Origin of the sequence: Pseudomonas sp. NPDC087185 (genome assembly GCF_044744955.1) — a bacterium.
Lineage (GTDB): Bacteria > Pseudomonadota > Gammaproteobacteria > Pseudomonadales > Pseudomonadaceae > Aquipseudomonas.
This window is the reverse complement of the sequence record NZ_JBIUZK010000007.1, coordinates 151,391-168,713: the sequence shown is the minus strand read 5'-3', so window position 1 is coordinate 168,713 and position 17,323 is coordinate 151,391. Positions and strand designations below refer to the sequence as shown.

Annotated in this window: 14 protein-coding genes; 9 read left to right on the top strand and 5 right to left on the bottom strand. The window is 65.0% G+C overall.

Going from position 1 to position 17,323, the window contains the following annotated elements; translation table 11 throughout:
- Positions 1-14: 14 nt before the first annotated feature.
- Both ACIPIJ_RS23255 and ACIPIJ_RS23250 read left to right on the top strand, forming a co-directional pair.
- The gene (locus ACIPIJ_RS23255; protein ID WP_401081007.1) at positions 15-1,115 is read left to right on the top strand and encodes an LLM class flavin-dependent oxidoreductase; all 1,101 of its coding nucleotides are present in this window, start codon (positions 15-17) and stop codon (positions 1,113-1,115) included.
- Between the two features lie 142 nt (positions 1,116-1,257).
- Positions 1,258-3,732 carry a TonB-dependent receptor plug domain-containing protein gene (locus tag ACIPIJ_RS23250; protein ID WP_401081004.1) on the top strand — a complete coding sequence of 825 codons (2,475 nt, stop codon included), beginning with the start codon at positions 1,258-1,260 and terminating at the stop codon, positions 3,730-3,732.
- A 98-nt stretch (positions 3,733-3,830) separates the two neighbouring features.
- Here the strand turns inward: ACIPIJ_RS23250 and sodC are convergent, their stop codons facing one another.
- Positions 3,831-4,346, bottom strand: a complete 516-nt coding sequence (sodC, locus tag ACIPIJ_RS23245; RefSeq protein ID WP_401081001.1) for a superoxide dismutase [Cu-Zn] SodC — start codon at positions 4,344-4,346, stop codon at positions 3,831-3,833.
- Between the two features lie 119 nt (positions 4,347-4,465).
- Between sodC and ACIPIJ_RS23240 the strand changes: the two genes are divergently transcribed.
- The 3 genes from ACIPIJ_RS23240 (at position 4,466) to ACIPIJ_RS23230 (ending at position 7,022) form a co-directional block, all read left to right on the top strand.
- Complete coding sequence (locus tag ACIPIJ_RS23240) at positions 4,466-5,329, top strand: LysR family transcriptional regulator (protein WP_401080998.1); 864 nt, start codon at positions 4,466-4,468, stop codon at positions 5,327-5,329.
- Positions 5,330-5,444: 115 nt separating this feature from the next.
- Positions 5,445-6,362, top strand: coding sequence for an AEC family transporter (locus ACIPIJ_RS23235; protein WP_401080996.1), 918 nt, complete (start codon positions 5,445-5,447; stop codon positions 6,360-6,362).
- Between the two features lie 48 nt (positions 6,363-6,410).
- The gene (locus ACIPIJ_RS23230; protein WP_401080994.1) at positions 6,411-7,022 is read left to right on the top strand and encodes a cell wall hydrolase; all 612 of its coding nucleotides are present in this window, start codon (positions 6,411-6,413) and stop codon (positions 7,020-7,022) included.
- A gap of 8 nt (positions 7,023-7,030) precedes the next feature.
- On the opposite strand, the gene ACIPIJ_RS23225 is transcribed toward ACIPIJ_RS23230, so the two are convergent.
- The gene (locus tag ACIPIJ_RS23225) at positions 7,031-9,196 is read right to left on the bottom strand and encodes a TonB-dependent receptor (protein WP_401080991.1); all 2,166 of its coding nucleotides are present in this window, start codon (positions 9,194-9,196) and stop codon (positions 7,031-7,033) included.
- A 261-nt stretch (positions 9,197-9,457) separates the two neighbouring features.
- On the opposite strand from ACIPIJ_RS23225, the gene ACIPIJ_RS23220 reads away from it, so the two are divergent.
- On the top strand, positions 9,458-10,309 hold the full coding sequence (locus ACIPIJ_RS23220; protein WP_401080988.1) for a CAP domain-containing protein: 852 nt from the start codon (positions 9,458-9,460) through the stop codon (positions 10,307-10,309).
- Here ACIPIJ_RS23220 and ACIPIJ_RS23215 read toward each other — a convergent pair.
- Positions 10,276-11,271 (bottom strand): GlxA family transcriptional regulator, encoded by a 996-nt coding sequence (locus ACIPIJ_RS23215; RefSeq protein WP_401080985.1) that lies wholly within the window; start codon positions 11,269-11,271, stop codon positions 10,276-10,278. The genes ACIPIJ_RS23220 and ACIPIJ_RS23215 overlap by 34 nt on opposite strands.
- Positions 11,272-11,379: 108 nt before the next feature.
- Between ACIPIJ_RS23215 and ACIPIJ_RS23210 the strand changes: the two genes are divergently transcribed.
- Complete coding sequence (locus tag ACIPIJ_RS23210) at positions 11,380-11,991, top strand: LysE family translocator (protein ID WP_401080982.1); 612 nt, start codon at positions 11,380-11,382, stop codon at positions 11,989-11,991.
- Between the two features lie 12 nt (positions 11,992-12,003).
- Here ACIPIJ_RS23210 and ACIPIJ_RS23205 read toward each other — a convergent pair whose 3' ends face one another.
- Both ACIPIJ_RS23205 and ACIPIJ_RS23200 read right to left on the bottom strand, forming a co-directional pair.
- The gene (locus tag ACIPIJ_RS23205) at positions 12,004-13,203 is read right to left on the bottom strand and encodes an MFS transporter (protein WP_401080980.1); all 1,200 of its coding nucleotides are present in this window, start codon (positions 13,201-13,203) and stop codon (positions 12,004-12,006) included.
- Between the two features lie 113 nt (positions 13,204-13,316).
- Positions 13,317-14,216 carry a LysR family transcriptional regulator gene (locus tag ACIPIJ_RS23200; protein WP_401080977.1) on the bottom strand — a complete coding sequence of 300 codons (900 nt, stop codon included), beginning with the start codon at positions 14,214-14,216 and terminating at the stop codon, positions 13,317-13,319.
- 116 nt (positions 14,217-14,332) lie between these two features.
- Between ACIPIJ_RS23200 and ACIPIJ_RS23195 the strand changes: the two genes are divergently transcribed.
- Both ACIPIJ_RS23195 and ACIPIJ_RS23190 read left to right on the top strand, forming a co-directional pair.
- A complete protein-coding gene (locus tag ACIPIJ_RS23195) occupies positions 14,333-14,686 on the top strand; it encodes a cupin domain-containing protein (protein ID WP_401080975.1) in 354 nt (117 codons plus the stop codon).
- A 207-nt stretch (positions 14,687-14,893) separates the two neighbouring features.
- Positions 14,894-17,311: a glucose/quinate/shikimate family membrane-bound PQQ-dependent dehydrogenase gene (locus ACIPIJ_RS23190; RefSeq protein WP_401080973.1), complete on the top strand. Its 2,418-nt coding sequence runs from the start codon at positions 14,894-14,896 to the stop codon at positions 17,309-17,311.
- Positions 17,312-17,323 lie beyond the last annotated feature (12 nt).

The following is a 17,323-nucleotide window of genomic DNA, read 5'->3' as shown; positions in this document are numbered from 1 at the left end:
AGGAGTTGCGTTTCATGAGCCTCGAATTCATCGGCCTCATCGGCCCCCAGGAAGGTAGCGAAGCCCAGGCCCCACGTGGCCCGCTGGTCGACCTGGACTTCATCAAGGCGTTCTCCCAGGCCCAGGAGTATGGCGGCTTTGACAAGGCGCTGCTGGCGGTCAACACCAGCGCGCCGGACTCGATGATCCTCGCCAGCTACGTGGCCGCACTCACTGAGAAGATCGGCCTGCTGGTGGCGCACCGCCCGGGCTTCCAGGCACCCACCTTCGCCGCGCGCCAGTTCGCCACCCTCGACCAGCTGAGCCGTGGCCGCGCCTCGATCAACGTGATCACTGGCGGTGACAGCGGCGACCTGCAACGCGACGGCGACTTCCTCGACAAGGACGCCCGCTACGCCCGCACCGATGAATACCTGCAGGTGCTGCGCGATACCTGGACCCGCCACGAGCCGTTCGACCACCAGGGTGAGCATTACCGGGTCGAAGACAACCTGACCCTGGTCAAACCGGTACAGCACCTGCCGATCTACTTCTCGGGCGCCTCCGATGCTGCCGTCGAAGTCGCCGCCAAGCATGCGGATGTGTACATGATGTGGGGCGAACCCTTGGAGCAGGTGCGTGAGCGCATCGCCAAGGTGCGCAAGGCGGCGGCCCGATACGGTCGCGAAAAGCACATCCGCTTCAGCCTGTCGCTGCGGCCGATCCTGGGCGCCACCGAGGCCGAAGCCTGGGCGCGGGCCGAGCGCATCCTCGCCGATGCCCAGCAGCGTATCGGCATTCGCCAGGGCAACCGTCGCGAAAGGAACTTTGGCAAGAGCAATGCCGGTTCCGAACGCCTGGTGGAACTGGCCGGCCAGCGCAAGGTGCACGATACCCGGTTGTGGACCGAGATTGCAGCGCTGGGCGGTGGTGCAGGTAACTCGACCTCGCTGGTGGGGACTGCGGACCAGGTGGCAGAGGCGGCGCTGGCCTATTACGACCTGGGGGTCACGACCTTCCTGTTCCGTGGCTTCGATCAGTTGCGCGATGCGGTGGAGTACGGGCAGGCGCTGATCCCACGGATTCGTGCCCTGGTCGAGCAGCAAGAGGCTGGCCGGACTGCGCGCACTGCCTAGATTTGCATCGGCTGTACCGGCCCTTTCGCCGCTGCAATTTACCCGCGAAAGGGCCACCCCAGACAAACACCCAATGCTCACACCACGCCAGCCCACACCGGGCCTGGCGCCTACACGCCTGCCTGCCGTTCACGAGGACATGATGTCGAAAGCCCCTCTCATCGCCCTGCCCCTGGCCTGTCTGCTCGCGCCTCTGGCCAATGCCGAAACCAACACCGAAGACCCACGCCTGGACACCGTTACGGTGATCTCCACCGGCCTGCGCGGCAATCAGCGCACGGTCGCCGACAGCCCGGCGCCGATCGACGTGATCAGCAGCGAACAGTTGCTGCGTACCGGCCGCGCCGAGCTGTCCGAAGCCATTTCCAAACTGCTGCCGTCGTTCAACTTCGGCACCAACATCGCCGGCTTCCAGTCTGGCGTCAGGCCCCTGAGCAACCGGGGCCTGGGGCCGGCCTACACCCTGGTGCTGGTCAACGGCAAACGCCGCCACAACAGCGCCGTGCCCGCCAGCGGCTCGACCGACAACAGCGGCGCCAACGCCGTGGACATCGACATGATCCCGGTGAGCGCGGTGTCGCACATCGAGGTACTCAAGGACAGCGCCGCCGCCCAGTACGGCTCGGATGCGGTGGCCGGGGTGATCAACATCATCCTCAAGCGCGCCAGCAGCGGTGGCCATTACGAAAGCAGTTACGGCCAGCTGTTCAGCGGCCAGGGCGAAACCATCAAACTCGCTGGCGACCAGGGTTTCGCCCTCGGTGACGGCGGTTTTCTGCATCTGTCGGGCGAGGCCCGCAAGCGTGGCACGGCCAACTGGATCGACAAGGCCGACCCGGATTACCGCGCCTATTTCGAAGATGATCGCCAGGCGGCCTGGGACCACCGTGCTGTCAAGAACGGCGACCCCGATTTACGAGCGTTCAGCCTCGGCTACAACGCCGAACTGCCACTGAGCGACGACCTCACGCTGTACTCGTTCGCCACCTACGCCGAGCGCAAGCTGGAGGCGTACAACAACTACCGGTTGCCCAACAGCAATGCCTCGATCCCGGAACTGTTCCCCGATGGCTACTTCCCGCTGAACAACATCAAGGACACCGATTACCAGTGGCTGCTCGGTGCCAAGGGCGCGGCAGGTGCCTGGGACTGGGACCTCTCCACCACCTATGGGCGCAACAAGAACCAGCAGTCCAGCGATCTGACCCTCAACCCCACCTATGGCCCGGCATCGCCGACCTCGTTCGATGACCTGGCGACCTTGCAGTTCGACCAGTGGGTGAACAACGTCGACATCTCCCGTGCCTTCGACGGGTTGTTCGGCCTGGCGGTGCCCACCCGCGTTTCGGCGGGCCTGGAGCACCGTTGGGAGCGATTCCGCACCTTTGCCGGCGACCCGGTCGCCTACAGTATCGGCCCCTACAGCTACCCGGCGACCTTGGCCGATGGCCGCCCCAACCCGTTGTACACCCTGGCCAACGGCCAGACCGCGGTCGGCGCCCAGGCCGCGCTGACCATCCGCCCGGAAGACGAGGCCGATGTGAAGCGCAACAACTATGCAGCGTACGTCGACCTTGGCCTGGACCTGACACCGCGCTGGTACCTGGGCGGCGCGGCGCGCTTCGAGCACTACGACGATGATTCCGGCAATACCGCCAGCTTCAAACTCAATTCCCGTTACGAGCTGACCGACACTGTCGCCGTGCGCGGCACGCTGGGCAGCGGCTTTCGCGCACCGTCATTGACCCAGACCGGCTACACCGTCAGCGACAACCGCACCGCGCTCGATGCCGACGGCAACGTGGTGCCGGCCCTGCGCCGCACCGTGGCCCCCGGCAGCGCGGCGGCGCTGGCCTTCGGCGGCGACAAGCTCGACCCGGAAAAATCGCGCAATGCAGGCCTGGGCCTGACCTGGCAACCGGCGCGGCGCACCAGCGTCACCCTGGATGCCTACCTGATCGACATCGACGACCGTATCCTGCTCACCGAGAACCTCTACGACCGCCAGAACGGCGCCGGCGCCATCGGCGACATTCTCGAATCATTGGGCCTGGCCCGCACCACCTGGATCAACTACTACACCAATGCCTTCGACACCCGCACCCGCGGCCTCGACCTGGTGGCCGACCACACCAGCGCGTTCGGTGCCTGGGGCGATGTGCGCTGGACGCTGGGCTTCAACTGGAACAAGACCACCGTGCGCGGCACGCGGGGCACCCCGCAGGCGCTGGCTGACGCCGGCATCGACGTGATCGGCCATGGCCGCGAAGGCGACTTGGTGGCGGCATCGCCAAAGACCAAATGGGTGCTGGGCAGCCAGTGGTTGCTCGGCAATTTCACCGGCACCTTGCAGGCCACCCGCTACGGCAAGGTCGAGACCTGGCAGCAGAACCCGGCCCAGGACCGCCGTTTCGGCGCCAAGTGGATCACCGACCTGGACCTGTCGTACCTGCTGTTCGACAGCCTGACGGTGAGCGTGGGCGGGACCAACCTGTTCAATGTGCGGCCGGACAAACACGGCGTATACAACGCCAACGGCAACCAGGCGGCGTACGGCAACCCACCGTTTCATCCGGGCGGTGGTTACTGGTACACCAAGTTGGCGTATGACTTCTGACCGCTGAATTGCGGTGCTGTCCCACTCCCTGAAAAAATGCCCAGCGCTGGGGGGCTGGCTGCGGGATGTGCTGCCAGCCCCTGGTACTGCCCTCCTCGTTACTGCACGACCCCACAGGCAAACCGCGCACCGCCGCCGCCGAGCGTCTCGGGGTGGTCGCTGTGGTTGTCGCCACCGGCGTGCACCATCAACGCATGCCCTTTGAAGTCGGTGGCCTTCAGGCGTGGTGCCAGCACCGGATACGTGGCCTTGCCGTCTGCGCCGACATACAGCGCCGGCAGGTCGCCGCGGTGGCCTGTGGCGTCATAGGGGCCCTTGTGCGCGTTGGTCTTGTCCGGGTCCCAGTGCCCGCCCGCTGCACCGGCTGGCACGGCTTTGCCGTTGTCCTCGACCGGCGCGCACGAAGGGTTCTGGTGCAGGTGGAAGCCATGCACGCCTGGCGGCAGGTCCTTGAGGTCGGGCGTGAGGAGGGCGCCGTACGTGGTCTGCTCGATGCTGACGGTGCCGATCACCTTGCCGGGGCCGTCCGGCCCGGCCAGTTTGAGTTCCACCGTCTGCGCGGCGTGGGTGAGGCCGGCCGATGCCAGTAATGCGGTGAATAGCACTGCTCTCATGTCGCGTCTCCATAGCTGATGTGCGCGGGTGTCATACCCACATGTCAGATGGGACTGCACAGGTTGCCAGGCATTCCCTGCGGCCACAGAATGAAACACTTACCTGCGGAGCCCCTCGCGTGTCCCTCAAAGCCCTGCGCACCCTCGTCACCATTGCCCGCCATGGCACCTTCGCCCGCGCCGCCGACCTGCTCAGCCTTACCCCTTCGGCCGTCAGCCTGCACATCAAGGCGCTGGAAGATGAACTGCAGGTGCCGCTGTTCGACCGTAGCCGCCGCCAGGTGGTGCTGACCGAGGCCGGGCAACTGGCCGTGGCACGTGCCGAACACATCCTCGCCGCCTACGACGAACTGGCCGATGCCCTGGCCACTGGCCCGAGCTTGCGCGGGCGCCTGCGCCTGGGTGCGATCCATACGGTATTGGCCCGGCGCCTGCCCAAGGCGCTGGTGTGGATCAAGGCGCATCACCCGGACCTGCACATCAGCGTGGCCTCAGGCATGTCGGCGGAACTGGCGCGGCGTATCGAGGACGGCGACCTGGATGCGGCGATCACCACCGAGCCGGTCAGCCCCTACCCGCAGGGCCTGGATTACACCCCGCTGTTCGAGGACCGCTTCTGGGCCATCGCCAGCCCCGAACTGGCCGGCCAGAGCCTGCCGCAACTGCTGGCCAGTCAACCCTTCCTGCGCTTCGACAAGCGCGCCTGGGCAGGCAGGCAGATCGAACAGGAACTGCGCCGCCAGCACCTGCAGGTCAGCGAGCAGATGGAACTGGACAGCCAGGAAGCACTGGCGCGCATGGCGGTCATGGGTTTGGGGGTGGCGATCATCCCTATGTCCGACGACGACCTGCAGCGTTTGCCGCCGGCCACCTGCCTGCCGTTTGGCGAGCCGCAGCTGAAACGGCGGGTGGTCTTGCTGGAGCATGAGAAAAGCCAGCGGCGGCATTTGAGTGCGGTACTGAAGACAGCAATGGAGGCCTGACCCGCCTGCTGAACCATGCATTTTTACTCAACAGTCACTGCAGAATTAAGCGTTTTTCCCGATCAGTCAGCCAGGCTAACCTCTGTGCCCGTACCCGACCACGGAACGTCACCCCATGCTCCCTCTGCTGCTGACCACCTTGCTGCCCATCATCCTGCTGATCGCCCTGGGCACTTTCCTGCGCGTACGCGGTTTTCTCGCCGAGAGTTTCTGGCCCGGTGCCGAGCGTCTCAGCTACTACGTGCTGCTGCCCTCGCTGTTCCTGCATGGCCTGGCCACCGCCAACCTGGATGGCGTGCCGGTGCTGGGCATGGTCGGCGTGCTGATGCTCTCGACCGTCCTCGGCGCCGGCTTGCTGGTGCTCTACCAAGGCGCGGTGAACCACGATGGCGCGGACTTCACGTCGGTATTCCAGGGTGGTGTGCGTTTCAACAACTACATCGGCGCCACCCTGGCTGCGGGCATCTACGGCAGTGCCGGCATTGCCCTGGCGGCAGTCGCCAACGCCGCCATCGTGCCGCTGGTTAACCTGCTCTGCGTGCTGGTGTTCGCCCGCTTCAGCGCGCGCCACAGTTCCCCGGCCACCGTGTTGCGGGCAATCTTTGCCAACCCGCTGATCGTCGGCTGTGCCGGGGGCTTGCTGCTGCGGGTTACCGGCCTTGGGCTGCCTGTGGGCCTGGAACCGACGGTCAAGGCGCTGGGCCAGGCCGCCCTGCCCTTGGGGCTGCTGTGCGTCGGCGCAGCGCTGGGTGGTGCCCGTGTCGGCCAACAAGTACGGCCCCTGCTGGCGGCTTCGATGTTTAAATTCCTGGTCATGCCGTTGACCACCTGGGGCCTGTGTCGCCTGCTCGGCCTGGGTGGCCAGGCGGCGGTGGTGGCGGTGTTGTTCCAGGCGTTGCCCACCGCCTCGTCATCCTATGTCATGGCACGCCAGATGGGCGGCAATGCGCCGTTGATGGCGACCATCATCGCCTTGCAGACGGTGGCGGCTGCCGTGACACTGCCCTTGGTGCTAATGCTTTCGCTGAATTGAATGCGCTTGGCTAGACTGTGAAGCAACCTACACTTCGGAACCTCGACCATGCGCCTTTCGTGGATGGTGATCGGCTTGACCTCGGCCCTGCTCGCAGGCTCCTCATATGCCGCCGACACTGCCAAGGCTGCGGTTGCCGAAGACAAGGCCGAGATGTTGGAAGAAAAAGTGGTCAAGGACGCGCCGCCGCCGAAGAAAGCCGAAACCCTGACGCCCAGTGAAGTGAAAGCAGTCGATCCAGCAGGCCAGGCGCCGATGGACGACAGCATCACCTGCCTGGCACGCACCATCTACTGGGAAGCCAAAGGCGCCGACGAAAAGGACATGAGCGCAGTGGCCAGCGTGGTGATCAACCGCCTGGGCAAGGATGGCTTCCCCAACACTGTCTGCGGCGTGGTCAAACAAGGCGTGGAAAGTAAATCCTGCCAGTTTTCCTGGTGGTGTGACGGGCGCTCCGATCAGGTCGAGGAACCCGAACGCTATGACATCGCCAAGGAGATTGCGCGCAAGGCACTGAACCAGCAGCTCAAGGACAGCACTGGTGGCGCGCTGTACTTCCATGACCGCAATGTGCACCCGGACTGGGCCAAGGCCTACCGCAGAACGGCCCAGACCCGTCACTTCCTGTTCTACAAGCCGAACCAGGCGCTGGCGCGCTGAACCCGATGTCAGAAGTCCAGGGTCCCCGAGAACTTCACCAAACGTGGATCCCCCTGGGTCAGGTAGCCACCGTTGGCCGACGCCCAGTAGTGCTTGTCGGTGAGGTTCTCCACATTCACCCGTAGGGTGACAGCTTTCGCCTGCACCTTTAAGCGATACCGTGCGCCCACATCGAAGCGGTTCCAGGTCGGCAGGCTGAGGGTATTGGCCGGGTTGGCGTACTGCCCGCCCGTGCGCAGCATGCGTGCATTCAGCGCCAGGCCTTCCAAGCCCGGCACGTCCCAGTCGACGCTGGCGTTGAGCTGGAACGTCGGCACACCCACCGCATGATTGCCGTCGTCGGCGCCGTTGAGGGTCTTCTTCAGCTCGGTGTCCATGCGCGTGCCGCCCGCCATCAAGCGCAGCCCGGGGACCGGCTCGCCGAATACGCTGAGCTCGATGCCCTTGTTGACCTGCTCGCCATCCTGGACAAACACATCGCCCTGGACAAAACCGTCGGTGGGCCGTTCGATGCGGAACACCGCCAGGTTGGCGCCAATGCTCTGGTAATCCAGCTTGACCCCCGACTCCACCTGCTGGGTCTTGGCCGGCGGGAACACCTCGCCCGCGTTGATCACCTGGCCCGAGGCCGTTGCACCCTGGGCCAGGCCTTCTATGCGGTTGGCGTACAGCGAGATCGACGGGTTGACCTTGTAGACGATGCCGTACACCGGGGTGGTGACCGACTCGTCGTAGAAGGCGTTACGGCCAAGGTCCGGGCCCTCGCCGTCGTAGGCGTAACCCTCGACGCGCAATTGCTGGCGGCGCACGCCGACGGTGAGCAGCAGGCTGTCGTCGAACAGCCCCACGGTGTCGGACACGGCAATGCTGCGGTTGCGGGTCTTGCCGGTTACGCCCGGGTCGTCCAGCTTGCCGCCGGTGAAGGTGGGCGTGGTCGGCTTGGGCAGTGGGTCGGTGCGGTAGATGTTGGTGGCTTGCGAGTTGTAGAAGACAAAGGCGTTTTCCTGCTGGGTCCAGATGCTCGCCGCGCCGATGTTCAGCTGGTGGCTGACCGGGCCCGTCTGGAAGCGGCCGTTGATCCCCCCCATGAAGGTGGTGTTGTCCTCGTTGTGGGGGATCTTCGAACCGCCGATGGTGGCATCGCCGGTGGCCGCGTCGGTGAGGATCGGCGTACCGTAGAAGCCGTTCTCGTGGGTGTGCTTGACGCCGCCGGCCAGGTACGCGCTCCAGTTGTCGTTGAAGTCATAATCGCCACGGACCATGCCGAAACTGTCCTCGGTCTCGGTCCAGGACCAGTCCTGACCGTAGTTGTGGTCGGCATCCGGCGCGCGCGGAATGTCGGCCAGGCCGGCGCCCAGGCGCACCGAGTTGCGCATGTGGTTGACCCGCTGCTTCTGGTAGCCGATGTCGGTGGAGACCCGGAAGTTGTCGCCTCGGTAGTCGAGGCCGACGATGAACAGTTTGCTGCGTTGGTCCTGGTCGTCGACCGCCGTCTCGCCCTCGCGCTGCGACAGGTTCAGGCGTACGCCAAGGCGGTTGTCTTCACCAAAACGCTGGCCGAGGTCCAGGTGCTCGCCCAGCCGGCCATCACTGCTGATGTCCTGGGTGTAGCGGCGGGTCGGTGCATCGCCGGCGCGCTTGGGCTGCAGGTTGACGTTGCCGCCAAGGCCGGTGCCGGTCGGGCTGGCACCGTTGAGGAAGGCGTTGGGGCCCTTGAGCACCTCGACCCGCTCCACGGCATCGGTGGAGATCATCTGCCGCGGCAACACCCCGTAGAGGCCGTTGAACGCCACATCGTCGCCATTAAGTGGCAAGCCGCGGATGACGAAGACCTGTGACTGGTTGCCGAAGCCGAACGACTGGCGCACCGACGGGTCGTTGAGCAACACGTCACCGATGTCTTCGGCCTGCTGGTCCTCGATCAGCTGCGCGGTGTAGCTGGTCTGGGTGAAAGGCACGTCCATCATGTCCTGGTTGCCCAGCACGCCCATCTGCCCGCCCCGGGCCACCTGGCCGCCGGCAAAGGCTTCGGGAGGCTCGCCCTTGGGCCGGGCGGCTTCGGCATTGATGGCAGTGGCATCCAGCTCTATGGCGCCGTCGGCCGCCTGGGCGGTCACGGCAACGGAACAGCACACAGCGAAAAAGGTCGACTGATACGCAGGGAATCGTGCCATGAAAGGCTCCCGATGTACTGAGTGAGGCCTTCCTGGCGGACGAGGAATCATTAGCGTTTGCGTATTGTTTCTAGTCGAAGTTACGAATGATTACCAAACCATCGCACTTTTTCGGCGACCAGCGGTCTACTCCCTCTTTTGCTGCCTGCGCGCTTTTTAGTAGGTATTTTCATTGCTTTGCACGACACCGGGCCAAAAGCCTTGGGCTTGTGTAGGATGAGCAGCGCAAACCAAGACGCTGCCAGTCACAGGGAGATCCACATGCGCGTCCTGTCATCCGTTGCCGCCCTGTCGCTGGGCCTGGTCGTATCGACCGGGAGCCTGGCTGCCACCGGCGAAGAGGCGCAGCTGATCGATTCGATCAATACCTACCGCAGCCAGACCCAGCGCTGCGGTGGCGAGGCATCGCTGGAACTGCCACCGCTCAACAGCGACACGCGCCTGGCGCTGTCGCCAGAGGGCACCCGCGACCTGCAGCAGGCCATGACCCGTGCCGCGTACCCGATGGTCAACGTGCAGGCCATCAGCCTGTCCGGCCCGCGCGACGCGCGTGCGGCCATGCATGCCATCGAAGAAAGCTTCTGCCAGGTGGTGCTCGACCCGCAGTTCGTCGACATCGGCGTCAGCCAGGAAGGCCGTGACTGGCGAGTGGTGCTGGCCCGCCCCCTGCTCAGCGGGCGCCTGGGTGACTGGCAGGCCGAGGGGCAGAAGCTCATGCAGGCGATCAATGGCGCGCGCAAGGCGCCGCGCCAATGCGGCGGCCAGCCCTTCGCCGGCGCACCTGCACTGAGCTGGAGCAGCGCCTTGGCGGGGGTGGCGGCCAACCACACGCGGGCCATGGCCAACCAGAATTTCTTCGACCACATCGATCGTGACGGGCGCACGCCAGGTGATCGCGCCGAATTGGCCGGTTACCTGTATCAGCAGATTGGCGAAAACATCGCTGCCGGGCGGGACACGGCGCAGAAGGTGGTCGATGGCTGGCTGGCCAGCCCCGGGCATTGCGCCACGCTGATGAACCCGGATTTCCGCGAGATGGGCGCGGCCTATGCGGTGGACCCGAAGAGCGATGCGGGCATCTACTGGACCGGGTTGTTCGGCACGCCGCAGTGAGCATCACGGCGCAGCGCCAGCGCCGTACAGCCAAACCGCCGCCGCATGCATTTGCCCAGGTGGCTCGCATCGCCCAGCCCTACCTCATCGGCAATCTGCGCCAGGTTGTGGTTGGAGTTTTGCAGGCGCCAGCGCGCCTGCTGCAGGCGCATCTCCAGCCACCAGGCCTTGGCGCTCATGCCATGGCTGGCCTGGAACTGGCGGTCCAGCTGCCGTCGGCTGACCCCCAACTGCGCCGCCAGTTGCTCGATGGACAGCCGCGCCCCGAAGTGGTGGCGCATCAGCGCCAACGCACGCTGCACCTGGCGCCCCTGCCCTGCCCCGGCTTCCAGTGAACGCAAGGCATGGCGGCTGTCGCGGGACTCGTCCACCAGCATGTCGGCCAGCCCCTTCAGCGCCCGGGCGCGCCCGCACGCATCGGATAGCAGTTCGACGGCGAGGTCGATGGCTGCCGTGCCGCCCGCACAGGTGATGCGTGTACGGTCGATGCAGTACAACTGCTCGCGCAGCAACTGCAAGTGCGGAAAACACGCGCGAAACTCGGCTTCATGGCGCCAGTGCACCACCACTTTGTGCCCGTCCAGCAAACCACACGCTGCCAGCAGAAAGGCGGCATTGTCGATGGCGACCAGTTTCAAACCCGCCCTTGACGCACGCTTGAGCAGGCTTTTGTAGCGAGGTGCCAGGCGGGCCGTGGCCTCGGCATTGCGGCTGCCGAACAGCACCAGGTAGTCGTAGTCACCCAGTGCAAGCTGATCGACAACGGCCTCCATCTGCATCACAGCGCCGCTGCTCGACACCACGGGTTCGCCGGTCAGCCCGGCAAGCGTCCAGCTGCAATAGCGCTGGCGGCTGTAGTCTTCATCGTCGGCACTGAAGCGCAACTTGTCGAGGAAAGCACCGAAGGGCAGCAGGGCAAAATCCGGCAACGGCAGAATCAGCAGGCGGATATCGGGGGCCATGGCAGGATGTCCAGGATCAACCATCAGATGTCCAGATCATACCCTGCCGATTCAGCGGCGTCGCTTAGACTGACCCTCACTGAACACAGACTGAAACAAGGCACCTACATGGCTCTGGATACCTGGCTCATCTACCTGCTGGCAAGCATTGGCCTGTCTTTGACCCCAGGCCCTAACAGCCTGCTGGCCCTCACCCACGGCGCGCTGTATGGCGCACGGCGCACGCTGTTCACCATCGTGGGCGGGGTGTTCGGCTTCAGTGCTCTGATCGCCCTGGCCATGTTCGGCCTCACGGCCTTGCTGCAGGCCTCGGCGTCCGTGCTGACCGTGCTGAAGTGGGTGGGCGGTGCGTATCTGCTATGGTTGGGCATCCAGCTCTGGCGCAGCCCTGCCTTGCACCTGGACGCGCAGGCGCAGGCGGCCCCCCTGAGCAGTGCCGGTATGTTCCGCCAAGGCCTGCTGTCGGCCATGGCCAACCCCAAGGTGCTGCTTTTTTACGGGGCGTTCCTGCCGCAGTTCATCGACCCTCAGCGCGGGTTGTTGCTGCAGTTCGTGGTCATGGCGGCCACCTTCGCCAGCGTGGAGTTCGTGGTCGAATACCTGCTGGCGCGGTTGGCGTTTCGGATCAGGCCCTGGCTGGCCAAGGGTGGCAAGGGCTTCAATCGCTTTTGCGGGGGGCTGTTTGTCTTGATTGGCGTGGCATTGCCGCTCGGGCGTTAAGGCATTGCCGGCTCATTTGCCTCGCGAGACGACCAGGAACGCCAGCAGCGCCAAGCCAGGCAACACAGCGCCCAGCACTGCCACACCCTGCCAGCCATAGTGGGCGAACACCGCACTGGCCACCGACGAACCCAGGGCGCCGCCCAGGAAAATGCTGGTCATGTACAGCGCATTGAGCCGCCCGCGGCTGGCTGGGTCCAGGGCATACACCTCGCGCTGGCCGATGACCATGTTCATCTGCACCGCGAAATCCAGCAGCACCCCGGTCAAACCCAGGCCAATGACGCTGTAGCCCGGCGCAGTCAGCCCCAGCAGCAATGCCACAGGCGCCAGTACCAAGGCCAGCAGTGAAGCGGCGCGAGCATGGCCGGCATCGGCCAGGCGCCCGGCCATTGGCGCGGCGATGGCGCCGACCGCGCCCACAAGGGCAAACAGCGCGATCTGGCTTTGCGACAGGCCATGCTCGCCCGCCAGGGCCAGCGGCACTGCCGTCCAGTAGAGGCTGAACGCTGCGAACATCAACGCCTGGTACAGCGAGCGTTGGCGCAGCACCGGGTACTGCCGCAACAAAGCGATCAGCGACAACATCAGCCCGGCATAGCTGGCCTTGTGGTCAGGCACCCGGCGCGGCAAGGTCAGCGCCAACAGCAGGATGATCGCCACCATCAAGCCCGCCGCGCCAATGAACACCGTGCGCCAGCCGAAGTGGTCCGCCACCAGGCTCGACAGCGGCCGCGCCAGCAGGATGCCCAGCAGCAGCCCGCCCATGATGTTGCCGACCACCCGGCCACGCTGCTGCTCCGGCGCCAGGTGCGCAGCCAGCGGGATGAGCATCTGCACTGCCACCGAGCTGAAACCGATCAACAAGGCATAGCCCAGGAACAACTGCCCCTGGCCATGGCTGCTGGTGCCCGCCAGCAACAGGCTAATGCAAGCGAGTACCGCCGTGACGATCATCAACCGGCGATTTTCCAACAGGTCCGCCAGCGGCACCAGCAACAGCAGGCCCAGCGCATAGCCCAGCTGGGTCAGCGAGACGATCAGGCTGGCCCGCTCGGTGGACAGGCCAAGGTCCGGTGCGATCAGCCCGACGATGGGTTGCGCGTAGTAGATATTGGCGACGATCGCGCCGCAGCAGAATGCCAGCAGGCTGACCAGAGCCCGGCTCAGGCCGGGTGCTGTGGCCTGTGTGGCAGCAAGGGAGGGATTCATGCGAGGTTCCTCGGCATTGGGTGGAATATGCCGGGCACAGTAGCGGGGCATCGTTGGCAGGAGAATCCAGCGCTGGCGCAACAGGGCTTTGCGCCGTACGCAACGCACGCGCTTCATGACGCCAGCAAACGCTCGCAGAACGTGATGAAGGCCTGAACGCGACGCGAGCCACGGTGGTTGGGCAGGTACAAGGCATTGATACTGTCATTGGCCGTACCTGGGCTGGCCTGCCAGTCGCCGAACACACGCTGCAGGCGCCCGGCGGCAACGTCTTCGCGGACCAGCCAGTCGGCCAGCAAGGCGATACCGCTGCCCGCCAGCGCGGCTTCGCGCAGCAGGTCGGCATTGGCACTGCGCAGCGGGCCGCTCACCTCCAGCTCCACGGCATCGTCCCCCCGCCGCAAACGCCAGGGCCGCGCCTTCTGCCCATAGCGAAAACGCAGGCAGGCGTGATCCAGCAATTGCCCGGGGTGCTGCAAGGATTCGCGGCCGGCCAGGTAGTCGGGGCTGGCCACCAGCCAGCGCTCGAAGCGCCCCAGTTGCCGGCACACCAGTTCATCATTCGGCGACGGGTCGCCAAGGCGAATCGACAGGTCGTAGCGGCCGTCCAGCAGGTCATCGAGCCGGTCGCTCATGTCGATGTCCAGTTCCAGGGCGGGGTAGCGCGCCAGGAACGGCCCCAGGTGCGGGGCGATCACGCGTCGGCCGAACTCCACCGGCAGGCACAGGCGCAATACGCCAACAGGCTCTTCGCCGCGGTCGGCGACGCTGGCATCGGCCTCGTCCAACGCCTCGAAAATGTCCCGTGCGCGGGCGTAGTAGCGAGCGCCCGCCTCAGTCAGGGTAACCTGGCGCGTGGAGCGGTTGAGCAAGGTGGCGCCCAGCGCCGCCTCCAGCGCATCGACCAGGCGCGTCACCGACGAGGTGGCCACGCCAAGCTTGCGCGCCGCTGCGGAAAAGCCCTGCGCGTCGACGGTCGCGGTGAACATCTTCATCGCCAGGAACTTGTCCATGCGTACCCCGATTCAAATTGCGGAACGGTCCTACAATCCACGGTGCGGGTCAAGAAGCGCGAGGCAGCGTAAGCCGGTCCATAGTGGAAGTACCTCCCACTGAACGAGATGAGTGCATGACGACTGTCAACATACTGAATACCCTGCCCTCCTGTGACCCCGCGGGTGCCGAGCGGGTCGATGAACTGCTGCAGCGCCCTGGCGTGCGCATCGAGCGCATCGTCTCGTGCGGGCAGGCCAGCCCGCTCGGCTTCTGGTACGACCAGGCCGAAGGTGAATGGGTCATGTTATTGAGTGGCCGTGCGGCCCTGCGCCTGGAGCAGGAAGACTACACCCGCCTGCTCGCCCCGGGGGACTGCCTCGACATTCCGGCCCATTGTCGGCACCGGGTGGAATGGACCGCCCAAGGGGTGCCGACCGTCTGGCTTGCGGTGTTCCATAGCAGCGTTACGCCGTGGCCTGACAATTGATTTGTCTACGACAAACGTCTAAGCCCTGCATCTGAACGCACATAAACCCATCTTTTACTGCAATTTTCAGCGCGTGATCTAAGCTTTTTGGCACACCTTGGCAAGTTCAACCCTGCGACAATCAGCCTCACAATATTATGTACTAACTTGTTAATTAGCTTGCTAAGGGCTTAAACTGCGCCCATTCCACCTGCTGAGATCCCTGGCATGAACGAAACACCGCGCGCCTCTGGCGCCACAAACATCATCCTGGTCGGCTTGGGCGTGATCGTCGCCCTGCTCGGCCTTCTCCTGGCTGCTGGCGGCATCAAGCTGGCTGGCCTGGGCGGTTCCTGGTACTTCCTCATCGGCGGCCTGGCCATGGCCATCGCCGGTGTGCTCATCGCCCGGCGCAAAAAAGCCGGCGCCTGGCTGTACGCAGCCTTCCTGGTCGGTACCGCGCTGTGGGCGCTGATCGACGCTGGCCTGGTGTTCTGGCCGCTGTTCTCGCGCCTGTTCATGTTCGGCGCGATCGGCATGGTGGTGGCACTGGTCTACCCGCTGCTGGTACGTGCCAACGGTGGCAGCACTGGCCGTGGTGCCTACGGCATTGCCGGTGTGCTGGCCGTGGTGCTGGTGATCGCCGCAGGCAACATGTTCGTCGCTCACCCAAGCGTTGCGCCTACCGGCAAAGGCCCGGGCATGACCCCGGTCGAAGCTGGCAAGGAGCAGAAGGACTGGGCCCACTACGGTAATACCGAAGGTGGCAGCCGCTTCGCCGCGCTGGACCAGATCAACCGCGACAACGTCGACAAGCTCAAGGTCGCCTGGACCTACCACACCGGTGACGTGGCCATCAGCGACGGCAACGGTGCCGAAGACCAGCTGACCCCGCTGCAGGTTGGCAACAAGGTGTTCATCTGCACCCCGCACAACAACCTGATCGCCCTCGATGCCGACACCGGTAAAGAGCTGTGGAAGAACGAGATCAACGCCCAGTCCAAGGTCTGGCAGCGCTGCCGTGGCATGGCCTATTTCGACGCCACCGCGCCGATCGCCCAGCCTACCCAACCGAACAGCTCACCGATCACCGTCGGTAGCGTGCCGGCCGGTGCAAACTGCCAGCGTCGCCTGCTGACCAACACCATCGACGGCCGACTGATCGCAGTCGATGCCGACACCGGTGAGTTCTGCCAGGGCTTCGGCAACAATGGCCAGGTCAACCTGATGGCCGGCCTGGGTGATGTGCCGGACTCCTTCTACCAACTGTCCTCCGCGCCGCTGATGGCCGGTACCACTGTGGTGGTGGGTGGCCGTGTTGCCGACAACGTGCAAACCGACATGCCTGGCGGCGTGATCCGCGGCTTCGATGTGATTACCGGTGCCATGCGCTGGGCCTTCGACCCGGGCAACCCGGAAGACCGCAATGCCCCTGCCGACGGCAGCAATTATGTGCGCAGCACCCCGAACAGTTGGGCACCGATGTCCTACGACCCGGCCATGAACACCGTGTTCCTGCCAATGGGCTCGTCGTCGACCGACATCTACGGTGTCGAGCGCAACAAGCTGGACCACACCTACGGCGCCTCCGTGCTGGCCCTGGACGCCACCACCGGCAACGAGAAGTGGGTGTTCCAGACCGTGCACAACGACCTGTGGGACTTCGACCTGCCGATGCAGCCAAGCCTGATCGACTTCACCAAGGACGACGGCAAGTCGGTGCCTGCGGTGGTGATCGGCACCAAGGCCGGGCAGATCTACGTGCTCGACCGCGCTACCGGCAAGCCGCTGACCCAGGTTGACGAAGTGCCGGTCAAGCCAAGCAACATCCCTAACGAACCGTACTCCCCGACCCAGCCGAAATCGGTGGGCATGCCGCAGATCGGCGCGCAGACCCTGACCGAATCGGACATGTGGGGCGCCACCCCATACGACCAGCTGCTGTGCCGTATCGACTTCAAGAAGATGCGCTACGACGGCCTGTACACCGCGCCGGGCACCGATCTGTCGCTGAGCTTCCCAGGTTCGCTGGGTGGCATGAACTGGGGCAGCCTCTCTACCGACCCGGTGCATGGCTTCATCTTCGTCAACGACATGCGTCTGGGCCTGTGGATCCAGATGATCCCGTCGCAGAACAAAGGCCAGGCCGCTTCCGGTGGCGAAGCGCTGAACACCGGCATGGGCGCCGTACCGCTGAAAGGCACCCCGTATGCAGTGAACAAGAACCGCTTCCTGTCGGTCGCCGGCATCCCCTGCCAGGCGCCGCCATTCGGCACGCTGACCGCTATCGACATGAAGACCCGCCAGGTGGCCTGGCAGGTACCGGTCGGCACCGTAGAAGATACCGGCCCGCTCGGCATCCGCATGCACCTGCCGATCAAGATCGGCCTGCCAACCCTGGGCGGCACCCTGTCGACTCAAGGTGGCCTGGTGTTTATCGCCGGTACCCAGGACTTCTACCTGCGCGCCTACGACAGCAGCAACGGTAACGAAATCTGGAAGGCCCGCCTGCCAGTCGGCAGCCAGGGCGGCCCGATGACCTACGTCTCGCCGAAGACCGGCAAACAGTACGTGGTGATCACTGCAGGCGGCGCCCGTCAGTCGACTGACCGTGGCGACTATGTGATTTCTTACGCACTGCCATAAGCCGAGTCGCTC

What these genes read in the sequence shown, in the direction of transcription:
- ACIPIJ_RS23255 (WP_401081007.1), top strand. Translation starts at nt 15, where the DNA reads ATGAGCCTCGAATTCATCGGCCTCATCGGCCCCCAGGAAGGTAGCGAA.
- ACIPIJ_RS23250 (WP_401081004.1), top strand. Translation starts at nt 1,258, where the DNA reads ATGTCGAAAGCCCCTCTCATCGCCCTGCCCCTGGCCTGTCTGCTCGCG.
- sodC (WP_401081001.1), bottom strand. Translation starts at nt 4,346, where the DNA reads ATGAGAGCAGTGCTATTCACCGCATTACTGGCATCGGCCGGCCTCACC.
- ACIPIJ_RS23235 (WP_401080996.1), top strand. Translation starts at nt 5,445, where the DNA reads ATGCTCCCTCTGCTGCTGACCACCTTGCTGCCCATCATCCTGCTGATC.
- ACIPIJ_RS23230 (WP_401080994.1), top strand. Translation starts at nt 6,411, where the DNA reads ATGCGCCTTTCGTGGATGGTGATCGGCTTGACCTCGGCCCTGCTCGCA.
- ACIPIJ_RS23225 (WP_401080991.1), bottom strand. Translation starts at nt 9,196, where the DNA reads ATGGCACGATTCCCTGCGTATCAGTCGACCTTTTTCGCTGTGTGCTGT.
- ACIPIJ_RS23220 (WP_401080988.1), top strand. Translation starts at nt 9,458, where the DNA reads ATGCGCGTCCTGTCATCCGTTGCCGCCCTGTCGCTGGGCCTGGTCGTA.
- ACIPIJ_RS23215 (WP_401080985.1), bottom strand. Translation starts at nt 11,271, where the DNA reads ATGGCCCCCGATATCCGCCTGCTGATTCTGCCGTTGCCGGATTTTGCC.
- ACIPIJ_RS23210 (WP_401080982.1), top strand. Translation starts at nt 11,380, where the DNA reads ATGGCTCTGGATACCTGGCTCATCTACCTGCTGGCAAGCATTGGCCTG.
- ACIPIJ_RS23205 (WP_401080980.1), bottom strand. Translation starts at nt 13,203, where the DNA reads ATGAATCCCTCCCTTGCTGCCACACAGGCCACAGCACCCGGCCTGAGC.
- ACIPIJ_RS23200 (WP_401080977.1), bottom strand. Translation starts at nt 14,216, where the DNA reads ATGGACAAGTTCCTGGCGATGAAGATGTTCACCGCGACCGTCGACGCG.
- ACIPIJ_RS23195 (WP_401080975.1), top strand. Translation starts at nt 14,333, where the DNA reads ATGACGACTGTCAACATACTGAATACCCTGCCCTCCTGTGACCCCGCG.
- ACIPIJ_RS23190 (WP_401080973.1), top strand. Translation starts at nt 14,894, where the DNA reads ATGAACGAAACACCGCGCGCCTCTGGCGCCACAAACATCATCCTGGTC.